Raw genomic sequence first — 18421 nt, 5'->3', positions numbered from 1 at the left:
CCGGGGTCGTCGGCGCCCGAAAACTCATCGACCCGTGGTCATCGCCTGGAACCGTCCAGTGCTGGCGTGGAGCGGGGACACACGCCCCCACGCCGACTCCATCACCGGGCAGGAATTTCTTGTTTCAGGTTATTTCGGTTCGCACGATAACAGAGGTGAAGACGTCGAGGAGCAGGTCGGCCAGCAGCCGCGGGTCCGCGCCGAAGGCGACGTCCGCGTTGGGCTCCTGGGTGCTGCCGAGCCGGGTGTCCATCACGGTCCGGCCGACAGTGAGGGGGCTGGTGGTGTCGACGGTGACGTGCAGGCGGCGCGTGGTGATGACCTCGGGCCGTACGAGGTAGGCGGTGCACACGACATCGTGTACGGGAGCCGCGCCGGCGGTTGTCACGGTGCCGTCGTAGGCGTCGATGCGCCGGGAGATGAACCGGGCGGCCCCGATCCCGGCCGGCGTCGCCGACTTTTCCAGCCTGGCGCAGGTGTCGCGCGTGACGAGCGCCTGGTAGGTGGCGTCGAGCGGCACCAGGGTGAGGCGCCGGAAACCGGCGGAGAAGACCATGTTCGCGGCTTCCGGGTCGGCCCAGATGTTGAACTCGGCGGACGCGGTCACATTGGTCACCGCATGACCGCCACCCATGATCACGATCTCGTCGACCGCGTCCGTCAGGGCGGGATCGATGGCGAGCACGGTGGCGATGTTGCTCAACGGGCCGACCGGAACCAGGGTGATCGGCTCGGTGGCCGACCGCAGGGTCTCGACGAGGAACTCGACGGCGCCGGTGTCCTGGCGCGTGCTGCGCGGCTCGGGAATGGGCAGCGCGCTGCCGTGCGGGTCGTTGCCGGAGTCTCGCTCGAAGTGCTTGTCGAAGGGGAAATCGAGCCGGGCGATGGGGCGGGCCAGGCCCGCGAACACCGGGACGTCGGACCTGCCGATCCAGTCGAGCACCCGCAGCGTGTTGTCGGTGGTGTTCTCCAGCGGGACGTTGCCGTTCACGGTGGTGACGCCGATCAGGTCGAGATCGGGATGCAGCGCCGCGAACATGATCGCGACCGCGTCGTCGGTTCCGGTGTCCACGTCCAGGATGACCTTCCGGCTCACAGGCGCTTCCTTTCCCTCTTCGAGGTGACGGCACAGATGTCGGCAGGGAATCGGGCCCGAGGTCAGAGCGCGCGGACGTTGGTCGCGACGTAGGCGAAGCCGTCCTGCTCACGCTGGACGATCTCGAACTCCACCCGTTGGCCGGCCTCCAGCGCCCGGTAGCCCTCCGCCAGAATGTCGCTGAAGTGAGCCCAGGCGTCGTGCCCCGCGGGCAGGTCAGGTGAGGCGATCACGCCCCACCCTTCTTCCATCTTCCAGATCTTCACCACGCCATCCGCCATGGCGACATCCTGGCACGCCTCATGGTGTGGTCTGAAAACGGCCGGTGTATGGGGTTTCACGGTTGATTGGCTGGTTGCCATCGTTCACGTGCTCTCGTCCGAAACGGAACCATGGCCACCACCAAACTCGCCGTCGCGTCCCTCACGCTGGGCATCTTCGCCATCGTCACCAGCGAGATCCTGCCCATCGGCCTGCTGACCACCATCGGCGCCGAGTTCGGCGTCTCCGACGGCGTCGCCGGGCTGACCATGACGTTGCCCGGCATCGTCGCCGCCGTCGCCGCCCCCGCCCTCACCGTGGCCACCGCCCGCCTCGACCGCCGGGTGATGCTCTGCGCCCTCATGGCGGTGCTCGCCGTCGCCGACGTTCTGGCGGCGGTGGCCGGCTCTTACGGGGTCATGCTGGTCTCCAGGGTGCTCGTCGGGCTCACCATCGGCGGCTTCTGGTCGATCGCCGCCGGGCTGGCCGGGCGCCTCGTGCCGCCGTCCGCCGTGGCCACCGCCACCGCCGTGATCTTCTCGGCCGTGCCGCTGGGATCCGTCCTGGGGGTGCCGGCCGGGACCTTCATCGGCCACCTGGCCGGGTGGCGCACCGCTTTCGCCGTCCTGGCGGCGCTGTCCGTTCTGGTGCTGTTCGCCCTGCTGAGGGTGCTGCCACGGCTGCCGGCTCACCAGGTGACCAGCTCAGGTGTGCTGCTCGGACTGTTGCGTGAGCGGGGTACGAAGATCGCCCTGCTGGCCACGTTCCTGATCGTCCTCGCGCACTTCGGGACCTACACCTACGTCACGCCCTTTCTCGAGCAGGTCACGCGCCTGCATCCCGCCGCCGTCAGCGGCGTGCTGCTGGTGTACGGCGCCGCCGGGATCGCCGGCAACTTCCTGGCGGGCAGGGCCGTCGCGACCAGCCCCCGCCTCGCCTTCCTGACCTGCGGCGGCCTGATCGCCGCCGCCACCCTGCTGCTGCCCCTGGCCGGCACCACGCCCGCCGGCGCCGTCGTGCTGCTGGTCGTCTGGGGCCTGGCCTACGGTGGCGTGCCCGTCTGCTCCCAGACCTGGTTCATCAACGCGGCCCCAGGGACGCCGGAGGCCGCCACCGTCGTCTTCACCTCTTCGTTCCAGGCGACCTTCGCCTTGGGGGCGCTCCTCGGCGGCGCTGTCGTGGACGCCACCGAGGTCACCACCGTGATGATCTGCGGCGGGCTGGTCGCGCTCCTCACGGCCTGGCCGCTCACCAGGGCGAACGCCGCCGCCGACAGCCGGCCTAGCCCGCGAAGGTGAGGACCGGCTTGAGCGTGGTGCCCTTCTCGGAGTCCTCGACCGCCTGGTTGATGTCCTCGAAGGCGTACGTCCTGATCAGCCTGTCGAACGGGAACCGGCCCTGCCGGTGGAAGTCGATCAGCCGGGGGATGAACCGGCGCGGCACGCTGTCACCTTCGACGATGCCGCGCACACTGCGGCCGAACAGCAGCGCGGACATGTCCAGCGAGACCTCGGTCCCGAGGGCGGCGGCGCCGATCAGGCCGCAGGTGCCGCCGTTGCCGAGCGCGTCGACCGCCTGCCGCAGCACACTCGCCACGCCGGTGGTCTCGAGGGTGTAGTCGGCGCCGCCGGTGAGGTCGCGCAGCCGTTCCACCGGGTCGTCGGTGGCGGCGTCGATCGCGTGCGTGGCGCCCAGCTCCAGGGCCGTCTCCAGGCGCCGCTCGTTCAGGTCGATGGCGACGATCGGGGAGCAGCCCGCGATGACGGCCGCCATGATCGCGCTGATGCCGACCGAGCCCGTACCGAAGATCGCGAGGCTGCTGCCCGCCGGCGGGTCGAGCGAGTTGAGCACCGCGCCCGCGCCGGTCTGGACGCCGCAGCCCAGCGGGCCGAGCAGCTCCAGGGGAGCGTCCCTGTCCACCTTCACGACGTTGCGCTCGGTGGCCAGGGCGTGGGTCGCGAACGACGACTGGCCGAAGAAGACGCCGTGGACGCTACCGCCGCCCACGCGACGCAGGGGCGAGCTGCCGTCGGGGCGCGCGCCGGAGAAGTTGCAGCCGAAGAACCCGTCGCAGTACGCAGGACGGCCGTGGTCGCACATGCCGCAGTCGCCGCAGGAGTTGAACGTGAGCACGACGTGATCGCCGGGCACCACGTGGCCGACGCCGTCGCCGACGGCCTCCACCACCCCCGCCCCCTCGTGACCGAGCACCACCGGCAGCGGCACCGGGTACCACTGGTCGCGCATGATCAGGTCGGTGTGGCAGACGCCGGAGCTGACCATCCGCACGACGACCTCGCCCGGCCGGGGGTCGTCCAGTTCGAGGGGGGTCAGGGCGAAGGGCGCGCCTCGGGTCTCGGTCAGGGCCGCTGTGATGCGCACGGTACGACTCCTTCTGCCGATGAAGGTGGGGTCTCACCGGCAACATAGGCCGAGAACCTCCGTGCGGTTACCTGACCTTCCGGTTAGTTCGGCGGACGGCAGCTCGCCGGCCGTGACGCCGATCGCGCACGGGCCAGATGAGAGCGGAATCACCCCTGAATCGGCCGACATTCGGTGCTTAAGGTTTGAAATGTCTTGATTTGGGCAGTAGTCCGCACGTCGCACGCACCCTACGTCTTGGAGACTCCATGCCATCAACCGCTGTGCCCACTCCCGTCTGCACCGGGGACCCGTTGAACCTGGCGGGCAACGCCCACGCGTGGAGTGAGTTCGGCGAGGACGGCCGGGGCACGCTGTACCGCTGCGACGTGTGCGGTGTAACGGACCTGACCTAATTCACCTTGGCCACCAGCACGGCCCATCGGGCCCGTTGTGCGGGACAATGGCCAGGTGCAGACGGAGTTGGGGGAGTTCCTGCGGTCGCGGCGGGCGCTGCTGCGTCCCGAGGAGCTCGGTCTGCCCGTCTTTGGGGGTCGCCGCCGGGTGCCCGGTCTGCGGCGTGAGGAGCTGGCCCAGCTCGCGGGGGTGAGCGCCGGCTACTACACCCGCCTCGAACAGGGCCAGAGCCCGAACGCCTCCGACGCCGTCCTCGACGCCGTCGCCCGCGTCCTGCGGCTGGACGAGGCCGAGCGCGCCCACCTGTACACGCTGGCCCGCCCCAAGCCGGCCACGCACGGGCCGGAGCAGGTAAGAACAGGCGTCCGCCTCATGATCGAATCGTTCGGCGACGTTCCCGCCCTGGTCATGGGCCGATTCACCGACGTGCTCGCCTGGAACCCGATGGCCCACGCCCTGCTGGCCGGCCACCTCGACTTCGACGCCCCGGCCCGCCCCGCAGACCGTCCCAACATCGCCCGCCTGCTCTTCCTCGACCCCCGCATGCGCGACCTGTACGCCGACTGGCCCGGCAAGGCCCGTTCCACGGTCGCCGACCTGCGCCTGATCGCCGGCCGCTACCCGGACGCCCCGGAGCTGGAACGCCTGGTCGGCGAGCTGAGCGCGGCCAGCACGGAGTTCGCGGACCTGTGGTCGGCCCACCCGGTGGCCGACTGCGAGACCGGCGCACGCGTCCTGCGCCACCCGCTGGTGGGCACGATGGCGCTGACGACCGAGTTCATGACGCTGCCCAACGACGACGGGCAGCGGGTAGCCGTTTACAACGCCGAGCCCGGCTCCCCTTCGGAGGCCGCGCTCCGCCTGCTCGCCACCTGACCACAGGCGGCCGTGAACACGAACCAGGGGATCGGCGAACTACGCGTGTCCATGGTCCGTGTTCGCGCCCAGGAACCGTTTGGCTGCCGCCAGGGAAGGGGCGCGTCGCCGGCCGCTGCGATCAGCTCGATCTCGTTCACGCCGGCCCGCCGGTACGCTCCCAGCGCACCTCGCCGTCGTGCCACCGGTCGGTGGGGCGCAGGCCGGCCGACGCGGCGACGGCGGCCGAGGCCGCGTGGTCCGGGTGGATGTGCGCGACGACCGTGTCGATCTCCTGCTTCACCAGCCACCCGACCAGGGCCCGGGCGGCCACGGTGGCCAGGCCGCGGCCCTGCCACGGCGTGCCGATCACCCAGCCGACCTCGGCGGTACGGCCGTCGATCGTGGCCTGGACGTAGCCGACCAGGCGTTTCTCCTCGCGCAGCCAGATCACCCAGTTGCGCCACCCCTCCGGCCCCGCGACCAGCCGCTCGTAGCGGGCCCGCAGCTCCTGTGGGGTGAGCGGCGCACCGCCCGTGTACGTGTGCAGCTCCGGATCCGAGAGTGTCACGGCCATCTCGTCGGCGTGCTCCGTGCTCAGCGGCAGGAGCACGACGAGCGGGGTCTCAATGGTGTCCACCCGGACACCCTACGCACCTCCGTACCGGAGGAATGTTCACGTCCCGGGTGGCCGGATGCGGACTCGCCGGTCCCGGCGTCGCTTCGGACGAGTCACGGGCCCGCTCATGATCGTCGGCGGCCCGCCGCTGATCAGCGCGGTCGTGCGGCTTTCGCGGAGGTAGCCGCGGAGGTGGCGGGATGTGGCGTGATCGACAGGTGCCGACGCCTTGGCGGTGACAACGAAGCGCCTTGGCCCGTACGGGGGCGGCGCGGACAGTTGAAGGACAAACCGCACATTGGAGATCTTCTATGGAACCTCGGCAAATGCCGGTCCCTGGCGAACGGACGTCCGAGACGATCCGCCGGTTCCGGGACGAAGGGGGATCGGTCATCCCCGTCGAACTCCCGGGCAAGGTCGGCGCCTGGGTCGTGTCGTCGTACGAGACGGTGGACCAGGTCCTCGCCAACGACGGCATCCTGTACAGCAAGAACCCCCGGAACTTCACCGCGCTGCACGACGGCACCGTCCCTCCCGACTGGCCCATCCGGCAGCTCATCGAGGGCGACCACCTGCTGACGAAGGACGGCGCGGACCACCGGCGGCTGCGCAGCCTCATCAACCGCGCCTTCACGCCGGCACGCGTGCAGTCCCTCGCCCCGCGCATTCAGCAGATGACCGACGAACTCCTCGACGAGCTGGCGGACGAGAAGGCCGACGTGGTGGACCTCGTCTGGCACTTCAGTGAGCCGCTGCCCGTCGCGGTGATCTGTGAGCTGTTCGGCGTGCCCGAGGGCGAGCGGTACCTGATCCGCGCGTGCACCAACACGCTGCTGTCGCACACGACCACGCCGGAGGAGGCCATCAAGGCGGGAGGCGAGCTGACGGGCTACCTGGCCGCCTTCATCGAGCGCAAGCGCGGCGAGCCCGGTGACGACCTGACCACCGACCTCATCCGGGCGCAGGAGGACGACGGCGACCGGCTCTCCGACAACGAGATGTTGTGGATCCTGTGGCTGGTGCTCATCGCCGGGCACGAGACGACCGTGCACCTGATCGCGAACACGATCGTCGCCCTGTGCACCGACCCCGGGCAACTGGCCGCCGCGCGGAAGGACGACTCCTGGGCGCAGGTGGTCGAGGAGGCGTTGCGCAGCCGCAACTCGGTGATCAACGTGCTCTTCCGCTATCCGATACAGGACGTGAACGTGGCCGGGACGACGATTCCCGCCGGTGATCCGATCATCGTCTCGATCGGCGGCGCGGGTACGGACCGGGCCAGGTTCGGCGACGCGGCCGGGCGGTTCGACATCGCCCGCGAGCCGGAGGCCCACCTCGGGTTCGGCCGCGGGCCCCACTTCTGCCTCGGCGCGCCGCTGGCCAGGCTGGAGTCGCGGATCGCGCTGTCGTCGCTGTTCGCCCGCTTCCCAGAGCTACGGCTGGCGGTACGCGAGGACGAGATCGTCTACTCCACGTCGCTGATCACCGAAGGCCCGGTGGAACTCCCCGTCGCCCTCGGCCCGCCGACCTGATCAATTGTCCTGAGCAAGGCGGCGACCAGGGGATTCTCATCATCCCCGCGCCACGAGACGGCCACACTCGTACGGGCGCCGGGCACGATCCGGCGGAAGGCCACCCCCTTCAGCCGGATCCGGCGGATGCTCGCGGGCGCCAGTGAGACGCCCAGCCCGGCTTCGACCAGCCCGCAGACGGTCTGCCACTCCACCGCCCGCTGCGCCACCCGGGGAACGAAGCCCGCGGCCGCACAGATCGCGACGATGCGATCGTGCAGCCGCGGGCCTTCCGCGCGCGGCAGCAGCACGAACGGCTCACCGGCCAGCTCCGCGACCTCGACGGCGCGCCGCGCCGCCAGCGGGTGCGCGGCCGGCAGCACGGCCACGAACGGCTCGGTGAGCACGGTCGCGAACCCCAGCTCCGGCTCGTCCTCCGGCGGCTCCCGCAGCAGCCCGGCGTCGATCCGCCGCTCGCGCAGCGCGATCAGCTGTGGTGCCGTGGTCATCTCGTGGATCTCGATGCGCACCGCGGGAAACCGCGACGATGACGATCTCCGACGACGTGGTGGAGCAGGCCCGGCAGTGCCTGCGCAACATCGGCGCCGCGCTGACGGAGGCCGGGTGCGGCTTCGCCGACGTGGTGCGCGTGCGCTACCTCCTGCCCGACCGCGCCGACTTCGAGCCCTGCTGGCCCGTCCTCCGCGAGTGCTTCGGCCCGGTCCGCCCGGCCGCCACCATGCTCGTGTGCGGCCTCTCCGACCCCCGCATGAAGATCGAAATCGAGGTGTACGCCCGGCGCCCGTGACCGTTCGCGCGCTACGGGTGTTCGGCGTCGTAGGCGGTGCGTTCGCGGCGGCCGGCCAGCATGCGCCACGCCTGTTCCAGGAGCGCGCCGACCTCCGCCCAGTCCGGGGTCACGGTGTGCAGTTCGACGCCCACCCAGCCGGCGGCGTAGGCCGGGCGGAAGTAGCGGGCCGGATCGGCGGCGACGAGGGCCTCCAGTTCGCCGGGCGGCGCCTTCACGCACAGTGCGAGCCGTCCGTCGCCCCCGTGGTCGATGAACAGCCACGCGATCCGCCTGCGGCCCAGCAGGTACGCGACGTGCCCGTACGCCTCCTCGGCCACCACGCCGGGCAGCCCGGCGGTCAGTTCGAGCAGGCGCTCGTGCGCCCGCTCGACGTCCGCTTCCGTCCAGCCCATCGAGCTACTCGTTCGACCGGCGCGCGGCTTTGGCGACGACGCCGCCCGCGAGGGAAAGCCTCATAACCCCAGTTTTCCCCCTGAAGATCCGGCGAACCCGGGTCCTACCGCGTGTAGGTCAGCTCGAAGTCCACGTGCCAGTTCTCGCCGTCCTCCGACATCTCCCAGCGCGCGTCGATGGTGTCGCCGTCGTCGCTGAACGTCCCGTGGAAGCGCTGGAAGAACCCCGGCGCGTTCCGCCAGATCCGCCAGACGCCGTCGGCCAGCGTCATCCGGTACACGCGATGGACCCCTCGCGCGTCCGCGTACAGCATGGTCAGCTCCTCCGAGGCGTCGTCGAGCCCGATCACGGAGGTGGTCGAGGACGGCGCGTCCTCCCGCCACTCCTTGGGAGCGGTCGGCAGTGGCTCGACGCCCGAACGCTGGTGCAGGTACATCCCGTCGTCCTGCCAGGCGAACTCCGTCCACCCGCTGCCCATGCCGTCCACCTTCAGCTTGACGGTCCAGCGGCCGATCAGCGGGTCGAGCCGGGCCAGTACGGGGTGCCTGTCCGCCATGTCGTGTTCCCTTCGTCCCCTGTCACAGGTGCACGAGGGTAGTGCCGGCGGCCGGAGTCAGTCACCGGTCATTTCGTGGAACAGGCCCGTGATCCCGATGGCGTCCAGCAGCGAGGTGGCCGGGCCGGGAGCCGGCGGCGCGAGGTTCGCGCAGGCCGCCGGGTGGGTGAGCAGCGTGTCGAGCAGTCGCTGGACGCCGAGCGCATCGAGCACCGACGCGGGACTCGCGGCCGGGGTGGCAGGAGCCTCTACCGGGGCGCCGGCGGCGGCGGGGGTGGAGGCGGCCGGGGCCGTGGCCGGTGCGCAGGCGGCCGGAGGGGTGGTGACCAGGGCTTCGAGCAACTGCGGGATGGTGAAGGGCGGCATCGCCATCGTGCCCGGGGCGGCGCCGGGCTGACCGACACACGCCAGCGCCCGCCTGACCAGGTCCTGCAGCATGGTGCGGGCAGGGGAGAGCTCGCCGGGCGCCGCCGCGTCAGCCCCCGGGCTCGCCGCCGCATAGGGCTGCGGGGCCAAGGGGGCCAGGCCCGGGGTCGCGTGCGGCTGCGGGGCGATCGGCGCGAGACCCGGGGCCGCCGGCGCGTCCAGGCCGACGTCCGGCATGTCCAGCCCAGGGGAGAAGAACCCCTGCAGGGACGTACCCGCGACCATCGATTGGAGCAGCCCTCTGATGTCCTCGGCCCGGACGGTTCCCGTCAATGGCGGAGGCGGCGACACGTTGATGCTGATGGCATCGCGATTACTGCATTGCGCGGCGAGGGCGGTGTTCCCGCCGTCCGCCCGCGCCGGCCAGGCGTTCGCCGCCAGAACGGCGGAGGTGGCGGTGAATACGGCAATGGCCTGCTTGTACATGATGCTCCCCCACTAGATGGATGATCTGCTTATCGCTGCGATCAGTACCCTTAGTGGTGGTTCAATTACTTCATAGTTGGATCTAGCCCTCTTTACCGCGTTGCTGTAGAGGCCAAATGCCCCTATTGTCACGCCTCGTGAAATTTCTACCGGTAGCCACACTGGCTGCCGCTTTGATGGCCCCCTCGGCTGGAACGGCCACCGCTGAAACGACGTCATATCCCATCAATGACGCCACGCTCACCGCGAACCCGCTCTACTGACGCTTCAGTCGGAGTGCCTGGGCGCCGCTTTCCTGAAGAGCGTCTGGCCGCTGAAGGGTCGCTCCACCAAGGACTGGAAGGAACTCGTGACCCTGATCCAGGGCAACCCCCCCAGGGAAGCCGCCCATCATCCCGAAGGCGGCCAACAGTCGTTACTGGATGAAGCGCGGGTTCGCCTCCGGTGACCCCGCCTCGTGCAACGCCTGGACGGCTGCGTCCTCCAAGGTCGGCTAGCACGTGGCGAAGGGACTCCTCTATATTGAAGCGCTGTTACATTCTGGAGAGGAGTCCCTTTGCATCCCGCGATCGAGCCCTACGAGCACGGCATGCTCGACACCGGCGACGGCAATCTCGTCTACTACGAGGTCTGTGGCAACCCGGAGGGCAAGCCCGCGCTCGTCGTCCACGGCGGCCCCGGATCGGGTTGCTCGATCAACATGCGCCGTACCTTCGACCCGGAGCGCTACCGGATCGTGCTGTTCGACCAGCGCAACTGCGGCCGCAGCCGGCCGCACGCCAGTGACCCGGCCACCGACCTGACCAACAACACCACCCGCCACCTGATCGCCGACATGGAGCGGTTGCGCGAGCACCTCGGCATCGACAAGTGGCTCTTGTACGGCGGTTCGTGGGGGTCGACCCTGATCCTGGCCTATGCCGAGGCGCATCCGGAGCGGGTCTCGGAGATGGTCATCGTCGCGGTCACGACCACCCGCCGCTCCGAGATCGACTGGCTCTACCGGGGCGTCGGCCGCTTCTTCCCCGAGGCGTGGGAGCGCTTCAGGCAGGGCGTCCCCGAAGAGGACCGCGACGGAGATCTGCTGAAGGCGTACGCGCGGCTGCTGTCCGACCCCGACGACCAGGTCCGTGAGAAGGCCGCCATCGACTGGATCACCTGGGAGGACGCGGTGATCTCGATGGAGTCCAACGGCAAGCCGAACGCCTACAGCGACCGGCCAGCCGACGCCGTCATGGCGATGACCCGGATCTGCTCGCACTACTTCTCCAACGGCGCCTGGCTGGAGGAGGGCGTGCTGCTGCGCGAGGCCGGCCGGCTGGCCGGGATCCCCGGCGTGCTGATCCACGGCCGCCAGGACATGGGCGGCCCGCTCATCACCGCCTGGGAGCTCGCCCAGGCCTGGCCCGACGCCAAGCTGGTCGTCATCGAGGACTCGGGGCACACCGGCAGCGAGGCGATGCGGAAGGCCATCTTCGAGGCCGTCGACGAGTTCGCCACCCGGTAGGGAGCGAACCCGCGGCTCTGGGGACAGGACGGTGCCCCGGTGCCATCGCCTCGCCGTAGTCGAAACGAACGGTGAGCCGCGGGCTCGCTGACCTGCCACAACCGTACTTACCGCGCCATTCGGCCACCACCTATTTAACGTTTGCGGCCGGTGCGCGGGCGCGAGGGCTTCTCGGGCGGCAGCACCTCGACCGACGTCTTGCGGATGTGGTCGTAGACCAGCGAGGTGCGTACGTCGGCGATGTTGCGGTGCCGCGACACGTGGTCGAGCACGAAGTCGCGCAGGTGGCCCGCGTCGCGTACGCCCACCTGGATGATGAAGTCGTCCCCGCCCGACACGACGAACACGGCCAGCGTCTCGGGGAGGCCGGCCACGTAGTCGCGGAAGCCCTCGACGGCCTCGCGGATCTTGGGATGCAGGCGTACGTTGATCAGCGCCTGCACGGGCCGGCCGATCGCGTCGAGGTTGACCTCGGCGTGGAAGCCCTCGATGACGCCGCGCTCGCGCAGTGAGCGCACCCGCTCCAGGCAGGTCGAGGGGGCGATGCCGAGGTGCTCGGCCAGCTCCCGGTTGGTCTGGCGGCCGTCGCGCTGCAGCTCGGTGAGTATGGCCGTATCAAGTTCGTCCACATACGTATCCTGGCACGATTTTCCGAACTTCCTTCGGAAATCAGGTCATGGAGTTGGTGATATAACGGCTGCGGTGTGAGCCTGCTGGGTGAACTTCGGAGAAGGGATCCCACGATGAACGTGCTCGAACGCCGTACCGACCTGCCCACCAAGAGTCTCACGGTCAAGTGGGCGATCATCATCGACCGTGACCTGCCGCGCGGCCTGCAGGCCAACGCCGCCGCCTGCCTGGCCGCCTCCGTAGGCGTCTCCGTGCCGGCGATCGTCGGGTCCGGCGGCGTGGACGCCTCCGGGCTGGCGCACGCCGGGCTGCCGTGGACGGGCTGCACGGTGCTCGCCGCCCCCGCCGCGATCGTCGGCCGGATCAGGAACGACGCCGCCGCCCTGTCCGAACTGGTCGTCAGCGACATGGCGAACCTCGCCCAGCGCACCAACGTCTACGACGAATACCTGGCCGAACTGGCCCGCACGGAGGAGCCCTCCTACCTCGCGGTCAGCCTGTTCGGCCCGCGCGCCCTGGTCGAGGGGCTCACGGGCCGGCTGCCGCTGCTGCGCTAGCTGGTGCCCGAAATGTGTCATTCGTGGCACTGGAGTGATAGGCCCTAGCATGCTCGGGCATGGAGCGTCCCCTCTCCCCCTGCCGCCGCCGGCCCGGCCGGCCGGTCGATCACGGTGAGCCGCGGGATTCCCGACTCCCTTCGTTTGTCGGTCGAGGCCGCTAACGTTCCGCGCATCGCGGGCGGCGGGAGCCGTGGGGGTCCGCATTTCCATGACCACGAAAGGCAGGCGCTGTGGGTTGGCTGGCGGCGGGCGACGGATACGAGGTCGCCCTCATAGAAGGCCGGGTGGCGGCGAGGCCGACCTCCGGGCGCGCGGCGGGGCGGCGGCTCAAATCGCTGCCCAAGGCCCTGCGTGAGCATCCCGAGGTGGACCGGCTGCGACGGCTGGCGGAGTGGCTGGACCGGCACGCCGCGTCGTGCGTGGCCCAGGTGGACACCTGGATGGTGTCGTCCCTGCCCGTCCCGACCGGGGTGCTGGCCCAGGTGTGGCCGGACGACGCGTGGCAGACCGCGCTGCGCGACCTGGCCGTGGTCGGCGACGACCCCGACGAGGTCGGGTTCCTGCGCGACGCCAGCGGCTCGGGCGAGCTGCGGATGGTCAACCTCGACGGCGAGACCGTGCGGCTGTCGCCCGAGACGGTGACGCTGCCGCACCCGGTGCTGCTGCCCGACCTCGACGACCTGCGAGAGTTCGCCGCCGAGCTGGGCGTGACGCAGAAGGTCGAGCAGATCCACCGGGCCATCTGGCGCAAGCCCGCCGAGGTGGGGGAGAAGGCGAGCGCGGTGACGGAGTTCGCCGGCGGCAAGTTCGTCTCCAGGTTCGGGCTGGCGGCCAGGGCCACGCAGCTCGGCTACCGGGTGTCCGGCGGTTACGCCACGTGCCGCGTACGCGATGCCGGTCGGATCGCCGAGGCGGCCGTCTGGATCGGCGAGCCCTACTGGGAGAGCGAGGTCCACACCGGCAACCTCACCTGGCACGACCAGGACGGCAGGACACTGCCGCTGCGCGAGGTCGGGCCGGTCGCGTGGTCCGAGGGGATGCGGATGGCCGCGGCGCTCTACGCCGGGCGTCAGGTCGAGGAGGGGTCATGAGCGAGCAGCCGGCAGTGGACACGACCGAGGAACTGCTGAAGGCCGGGGCCGTGCTGCCTCCCGGCACCCCGGACGCGGGCGACCGGGCGGTGCCGCTGGTGGCCCGCGCCTACCGGCACCCCGGGCTGGACGACCGCGTGGTCGTGCGGCTGGTGGCCGAGGAGCTGCTCGCCGCCGAAGACCTGGCGACCGGGTTCCTCGGGCTGGCGCCCGAGGGCGAGCCCGCCGTGGTCGGGCTCGGCCGGCGGCGCTCGCTCGGCTTCCCCGAATGGATCCTGGTGCACCACCCCGAGGACGGGCACGCGGCGCTCGCCATCGTCCCCGAGCTCGAACGCGCCGCCCGCCAGGCCAAGTCGAAGCCCAAGGCGGCCCTCGACACCTACCACGCGATCGCCGGCCGGCTCGCCGCGGCCGTGCCGCACTTCCTGCCCACCTACTACGAACAGGCCGGGCGCGTGTTCATCGGCGTCGAGAACGCCACCTACGCCGGTCAGCTCTTCTCCCACGCCCGCCAGGCCGAGGCCCGGCACGGGCTCGAACTCGACGAAGACCGGCTCGACGCCGTGTTCCTCGAATACGCGCTGGCCGGGGCGCTGCCGGTCAAGGTGCTGTCCGGATACGCCAAGGAGCTGGCCGCCCGGCTGTCCGGCGACGAGGCGCTCGACCGGTTCACCCGGCTGTGCCTGCGGCGCACCGCGGGAGGGCTGCCGCCGTCCGCCCAGATGGCCCAGGACCTGCGCAAGCTGGCGCGCGCCGCGGGCAAGGACGCCGACGCCACCGAGCAGGCCTACCTCAGCGAGCTGCTCACCCTGCCCGCCACCCTGCGGGCCGCCACCGGCTGGTGGAAGGCCCACGCGGGCGCCATCGCGGCGCTGGGCAGAAACGACGCCTCCGTACGCGCCGCGCTCCTCGACGTCGTCCCCGAGGCCAGAGACCACGAGCTGGCCGCCGTCTGGCTGGACATCGTCGAGTCGTCCGGCGCGCTCGACGACCTGATCACCGGCGCGGCCCGGCCGCAGGACGGCGTGGCGGGCTGGCTGTCGCGCTACCTGACCGCGCGCAACAGCGCCTACGGGATCCCGCCGCGCCTGCCCAAGCTCGAAGCGGTCATCGAACGGCTGGCCCCCGAGGTGCGGGCCGAGCTGGCCGAGAGTGGGCGGCGGCCGCTGTGGGCGCCGAGCGAGGTCGACCTGCTCGACCTGCTGCTCGCCCTGGAGATCCCGGTGGCCGACCCGGAGGACCACTCCTCCCTGTGGCTGGAGAACTGGGCGCGGGGCAAGGACCAGCGCGACCTGGTCGCATTGGAGGCCGACGGCCGCTTCCGCAACGCGTTCCGCCGGGCCGCCGACGGTTGCGGCGACAACGACAGCGGCCGGCGTACGATCCGGCTGCTGGCCGGCTCCCCGGGCGGCCGGCCGATGCTGGCCGAGTGGATGCGCGCAGTGGCACGGCGCTCGTCGGCCGCCGGGCTGCCCGACCTGCCCGACGCCATGGCGCGGCTGGCCTGGCTGCCGGGCGAGGCGCTGGTGCTGGCCGAAGACGAGGTGCGCGAGGCCGCCACGGCCGACGTCGCCGAGGTGCTCGCCCGCACGCTGCGGACCGGGCTGATCGACGAGCTGAGCTGGCCGGCCTGGGAGGACGCGGCGGCTAACCTCGTACCGAGGAAGGACGTCGACGATCTGGTGGTCGCCGACGCCTGGCCGCACCTGATCGTGTCCGGCTCCACCCAGGTGCGGGTGCTCGGCCCCGAGGGCACCGCACTCACCCACGACCTGCGCGTGCCCGCCAACGACCGCTACAGCGACGTCGGCTGCCACTACGTGGACGGCGAGCTGCTGGTCTACTGGCAGTCGCGCGACCTCGACGGAGGGCTGCGCGGCTACTGGCACACCGCCCCCGACCGGCTCCGGCCGATCGAGAGCGACAACGGCACCAGAGGCACGAAACTCGACTGGTACCGCAACAACGACGCCGCCACGCTGGCGCTGCCCGGCGGCGGGCGGACGACCGGTCACGGCGTGCTGCACCGCGGCGACACGGCGGTCCCCAAGGAGCGGTCGGTGCTCACCGACGGCACCTCCTACTGGGTGTGGTCGTGGGACGGCTCCGAGCACGACTCCGCCGGCTGGTACGAGTTCGACCCGGTCACCGGCGCCCAGGGCCGCAGGACCATGCCCGGCTTCTTCGCCGACGCGCTGCGCGCGGCACCTGACGGCAGCAAGTTCCTCGGCGGCTGGCTGCTGCCCGCCCCCTCCGACGCGCCCACCCCCATCGGCACCCCCGTCGGCGGCATGCTCGGCTGGCGTACGATCCGGCTGCCCGACGGGTCCAGGCGGGGCGAGGACCTCGCCGGGACCACGGTCACCGTGCCGCCCGACTCCGAGTCCCCGATCCGCGGACTGAGGTTCCCCGGCGCCGAGCGGGCCTGCGCCGTCGTCCAGGGGAGCTACCGGCTGCTCCTGGTCGACCCCGACGGCGTGGTCACCGCCACGGTCAAGACGGACCGGACGCCCGGCACGTTCGCCACCGGCACGATCATGCTGCCGCCGGTGCGCTACTGGAACTACCTGGAGCCCCGCGACGCCGAAGGCTCCGCCGTGCTGCGCCGCATCGACCGCGACACCGCGGCCGCGCTGCTGAAGGCGGCCGAGTCCGACGGCGACGACCTGCCCGCGCAGCTTCGCGCGCTGCTGCCGGGAGTGAGCCACGACGGGCTGGTGGCGGGCATCGCCGGGATCGCCCGCTTCGCCGCCCAGCAGCAGGAGTCGCTGCGCGCGATCGTCACCAGGCTCACCGAGACGCTGGCCGGCGGTCACCGCGAGCAGGCGCCCGCCGGGCCGCCCGACGAGGCGGTCGACCAGGCGTTCAGCGGGCTGGGCCGCTACGCGAGCTACTCCTGGCACCTGGAGGACAACGACGGCGTCTTCCAGCAGATCAGGGCCATCGGCGAGGCGCTGTCGGCCGAGGATCAGCCGCCCGCCGGTCCCGGCCGGCTCCACTTGGAGCTGCCCGTGCTGGGCGCGGCGGCGCTGCGCTGGGACCAGGCGCTCGACCACTCCGAGGCCCTGGTCTTCCGCGCCACCGCCGCGACGACGGGCCAGGACGACCGGGCCGTGCTGCGCACCCTGCTCGGCGAGCTGCACGCTCGCGCGCTGCCGGTCTCGGCCGACGCCACCCGGTGGCGCCGGATGACGGTGCACCTCGACCATCGGCACATGGTCAAGCCCGACGGAAGCTGGCAGACCGGCACGTGGATCGGGCTGCTTCCGCTGGGCGGCGGGGCGTTCATCGCCTTCATCAACGTGCTCGACTACGGCAATTCCGGCACCACGTGGACGGCCCTGTTCCACGACCCGGCAGGCCGGTTCGAGGTGCCCGCGCCCTACACCGTCAAGTCCTCGGATCCCGTCGGAGCGGCCAGGGACGCGGGCTGGGCTCAGGCGTTCCTGGCCGAGCTCGACGCGCGCGGCCCGGCGCCGTGGGTGCCTGAGGCGGCGGCGGAGTTCGCCCGGCTGACCGGGTTGTCCGAGACCGCCGCGAAGCTGGTGGTGGCCGGACTGCCGCGGGTGGACGGATACGAGCGGAACTTCCTCACGAAGGAGGACCGCGCGCTGCTCGGCGTGAAGGTGGCCGACACCGTCGTCGTCCGCGACGAGCTCCGCGGCCTCGACGCCGAGGTGCGGTGGGCGGTCGTCTCCGCCCTGCTGCCCGCGGACCCCGCGCGGCTCTGGACCGACGGCCCCGACGTGGCCGCGGCGGCCGAGGTGTGGAACGCCAAGGTCGGCCGGCAGGCGGCGGTGCCCGAATGGCTGCTCGGCGAGGCGGTACGCGTCCTGCGGGTGGGCCAGGAGGCCGGCTCGGCCCTGCGCGCGGTCATCGACCCGGCCGGCACCCCCGAGCTGAGCCGTGACCTGGTGTGGAAGGTCAGCGGCGACCGGGTGCGGCCGGCCGACGACAACGCGACCGGGTTCACCGGGAGCACGCTCACCATGGTCGTGTCCACGGTGTCGTGGCTGTCCCACCGGCTGCCGGCGGGCGACCCGATCAGGGCCGCGCTGCCCGGGGCGCTGGCCGCGGTACGCGACCGGCTGGCCAACCCCGAGCTGATGCTCGACCTCGACCGCTACATCGACCTGCCCGGCTTCCGCAAGGCCGCGGGAGAGCCGACCGAGACGGGTGAGGGTTTCGTCCGGTACGGCTCGGTCATCCTGGCCACCTACGACGAACGGCCGGCGCCCGGCATCCGTACCGCGCTGCTCCACGGTGACGACCCCTACCTGAAGGCCCTGCTCGCGACCGAGGAGGAGCCGTTCCCCACCGAGGTGGCCCTGCGCACGGTCCGCGACCCGGGCTTCGAGGCGCTGCTCGCCGACCCCGGCGACCCCAAGGCGGGCGAGCGCGACGCCGACGGCACGTGGTGGCCGCAGGACCCCACGCGCTCAGTGCCCGAGCTGGTCGCCGAGGTGGCCGAAACACACGGGCTGGGCGGCGACGCGGCGGCCGTCTACCTGATGCTGCTGGCCATGCCCGATCCGACGGACCGCAACCTGTCCAGGTGGACCGGGTGGAAGCCCGCCCGCATGAAGGCCGCCCGCGCGGAGCTGGCCGCGACCGACCTCGTGGTCGAGGCCGTCAGGAGCCGGGCCGGGCGCGGTCTCTTCCTGCCCGGTGGCTGGACCGAGCTCCGTACCCCGCAGTTGCCCGTGGAGCAGTGGAAGATCTCCATGTTCCGCGCCTCCGCCGACCGCCGCGCGCCGCTGGTGCCGATGGAACCCGCCGCCGCCCTCTACGCCAGGGCCTGGGGGCGGGTGCGTGCGGGCGACGTACCCCGGTTCGAGCAACTGCAGGTCAAGCGCGGACGTCGGCGCTGAGCCCCCTTCTCACTTCCTAAGGACTTTCCC

18 protein-coding genes are annotated in these 18421 nt (G+C 71.5%); 9 read left to right on the top strand and 9 right to left on the bottom strand.

All coding sequences use genetic code 11. The features are described 5' to 3' along the window. Positions 1–124 precede the first annotated feature (124 nt). Positions 125–1096, bottom strand: coding sequence for a nucleoside hydrolase (locus C4V41_RS36560; protein WP_103960540.1), 972 nt, complete (start codon positions 1094–1096; stop codon positions 125–127). Positions 1097–1158: 62 nt separating this feature from the next. Further along, entirely contained in the window at positions 1159–1377 is a 219-nt protein-coding gene (locus C4V41_RS36555; protein WP_103960539.1) for a cold-shock protein, read from the bottom strand. A gap of 111 nt (positions 1378–1488) precedes the next feature. Here C4V41_RS36555 and C4V41_RS36550 point away from each other — a divergent pair, with 111 nt between their 5' ends. Continuing rightward, the gene (locus C4V41_RS36550) at positions 1489–2655 is read left to right on the top strand and encodes an MFS transporter (protein WP_103960538.1); all 1167 of its coding nucleotides are present in this window, start codon (positions 1489–1491) and stop codon (positions 2653–2655) included. Here the strand turns inward: C4V41_RS36550 and C4V41_RS36545 are convergent. Continuing rightward, on the bottom strand, positions 2639–3739 hold the full coding sequence (locus C4V41_RS36545) for an NAD(P)-dependent alcohol dehydrogenase (protein ID WP_103960537.1): 1101 nt from the start codon (positions 3737–3739) through the stop codon (positions 2639–2641). The two genes, C4V41_RS36550 and C4V41_RS36545, sit on opposite strands and share 17 nt — an antisense overlap. Positions 3740–3987: 248 nt before the next feature. Between C4V41_RS36545 and C4V41_RS62205 the strand changes: the two genes are divergently transcribed. Together C4V41_RS62205 and C4V41_RS36540 are read left to right on the top strand one after the other, a co-directional pair. Beyond that, positions 3988–4134 carry a hypothetical protein gene (locus C4V41_RS62205; protein ID WP_160150510.1) on the top strand — a complete coding sequence of 49 codons (147 nt, stop codon included), beginning with the start codon at positions 3988–3990 and terminating at the stop codon, positions 4132–4134. Between the two features lie 55 nt (positions 4135–4189). Then, on the top strand, positions 4190–5011 hold the full coding sequence (locus C4V41_RS36540; protein ID WP_103960536.1) for a helix-turn-helix transcriptional regulator: 822 nt from the start codon (positions 4190–4192) through the stop codon (positions 5009–5011). Between the two features lie 136 nt (positions 5012–5147). On the opposite strand, the gene C4V41_RS36535 is transcribed toward C4V41_RS36540, so the two are convergent. Then, positions 5148–5630: a GNAT family N-acetyltransferase gene (locus C4V41_RS36535; protein ID WP_200824461.1), complete on the bottom strand. Its 483-nt coding sequence runs from the start codon at positions 5628–5630 to the stop codon at positions 5148–5150. A gap of 305 nt (positions 5631–5935) precedes the next feature. Between C4V41_RS36535 and C4V41_RS36530 the strand changes: the two genes are divergently transcribed. After that, positions 5936–7141, top strand: a complete 1206-nt coding sequence (locus C4V41_RS36530; RefSeq protein WP_160150509.1) for a cytochrome P450 family protein — start codon at positions 5936–5938, stop codon at positions 7139–7141. Here the strand turns inward: C4V41_RS36530 and C4V41_RS36525 are convergent. Further along, positions 7075–7650: a LysR family substrate-binding domain-containing protein gene (locus C4V41_RS36525; protein ID WP_103960534.1), complete on the bottom strand. Its 576-nt coding sequence runs from the start codon at positions 7648–7650 to the stop codon at positions 7075–7077. The genes C4V41_RS36530 and C4V41_RS36525 overlap by 67 nt on opposite strands. 17 nt (positions 7651–7667) lie before the next feature. Here C4V41_RS36525 and C4V41_RS36520 point away from each other — a divergent pair, with 17 nt between their 5' ends. Next, positions 7668–7928 (top strand): Rid family hydrolase, encoded by a 261-nt coding sequence (locus C4V41_RS36520; protein ID WP_200824460.1) that lies wholly within the window; start codon positions 7668–7670, stop codon positions 7926–7928. A gap of 11 nt (positions 7929–7939) precedes the next feature. On the opposite strand, the gene C4V41_RS36515 is transcribed toward C4V41_RS36520, so the two are convergent. The 3 genes from C4V41_RS36515 to C4V41_RS36505 all read right to left on the bottom strand — a co-directional run bounded on the left by C4V41_RS36515 (position 7940) and on the right by C4V41_RS36505 (position 9732). Next, positions 7940–8323 carry an MmcQ/YjbR family DNA-binding protein gene (locus C4V41_RS36515; protein WP_103960533.1) on the bottom strand — a complete coding sequence of 128 codons (384 nt, stop codon included), beginning with the start codon at positions 8321–8323 and terminating at the stop codon, positions 7940–7942. A gap of 104 nt (positions 8324–8427) precedes the next feature. Then, entirely contained in the window at positions 8428–8880 is a 453-nt protein-coding gene (locus tag C4V41_RS36510) for a hypothetical protein (RefSeq protein WP_103960532.1), read from the bottom strand. A gap of 57 nt (positions 8881–8937) precedes the next feature. Next, complete coding sequence (locus tag C4V41_RS36505; protein WP_103960531.1) at positions 8938–9732, bottom strand: hypothetical protein; 795 nt, start codon at positions 9730–9732, stop codon at positions 8938–8940. 556 nt (positions 9733–10288) lie between these two features. Here C4V41_RS36505 and pip point away from each other — a divergent pair. After that, positions 10289–11239 (top strand): prolyl aminopeptidase, encoded by a 951-nt coding sequence (pip, locus tag C4V41_RS36500; protein WP_103960530.1) that lies wholly within the window; start codon positions 10289–10291, stop codon positions 11237–11239. A 134-nt stretch (positions 11240–11373) separates the two neighbouring features. Here pip and C4V41_RS36495 read toward each other — a convergent pair whose 3' ends face one another. Further along, positions 11374–11868 carry an Lrp/AsnC family transcriptional regulator gene (locus C4V41_RS36495; RefSeq protein ID WP_103960529.1) on the bottom strand — a complete coding sequence of 165 codons (495 nt, stop codon included), beginning with the start codon at positions 11866–11868 and terminating at the stop codon, positions 11374–11376. 114 nt (positions 11869–11982) lie between these two features. On the opposite strand from C4V41_RS36495, the gene C4V41_RS36490 reads away from it, so the two are divergent. The 3 genes from C4V41_RS36490 to C4V41_RS36480 all read left to right on the top strand — a co-directional run bounded on the left by C4V41_RS36490 (position 11983) and on the right by C4V41_RS36480 (position 18391). Then, on the top strand, positions 11983–12426 hold the full coding sequence (locus C4V41_RS36490; RefSeq protein WP_103960528.1) for a DUF2000 domain-containing protein: 444 nt from the start codon (positions 11983–11985) through the stop codon (positions 12424–12426). Between the two features lie 233 nt (positions 12427–12659). After that, entirely contained in the window at positions 12660–13520 is an 861-nt protein-coding gene (locus C4V41_RS36485) for a DUF4132 domain-containing protein (protein ID WP_103960527.1), read from the top strand. Continuing rightward, positions 13517–18391, top strand: a complete 4875-nt coding sequence (locus C4V41_RS36480) for a DNA-binding protein (RefSeq protein WP_103960526.1) — start codon at positions 13517–13519, stop codon at positions 18389–18391. Before C4V41_RS36485 ends, C4V41_RS36480 begins: the two co-directional genes overlap by 4 nt. The last annotated feature ends 30 nt before the right edge of the window (positions 18392–18421 follow it).

The sequence above is a fragment of the Nonomuraea solani genome (assembly GCF_900108335.1).
GTDB classification, from domain to species: domain Bacteria; phylum Actinomycetota; class Actinomycetes; order Streptosporangiales; family Streptosporangiaceae; genus Nonomuraea; species Nonomuraea solani.
This window is presented reverse-complemented; position numbering and strand designations above follow the sequence as displayed.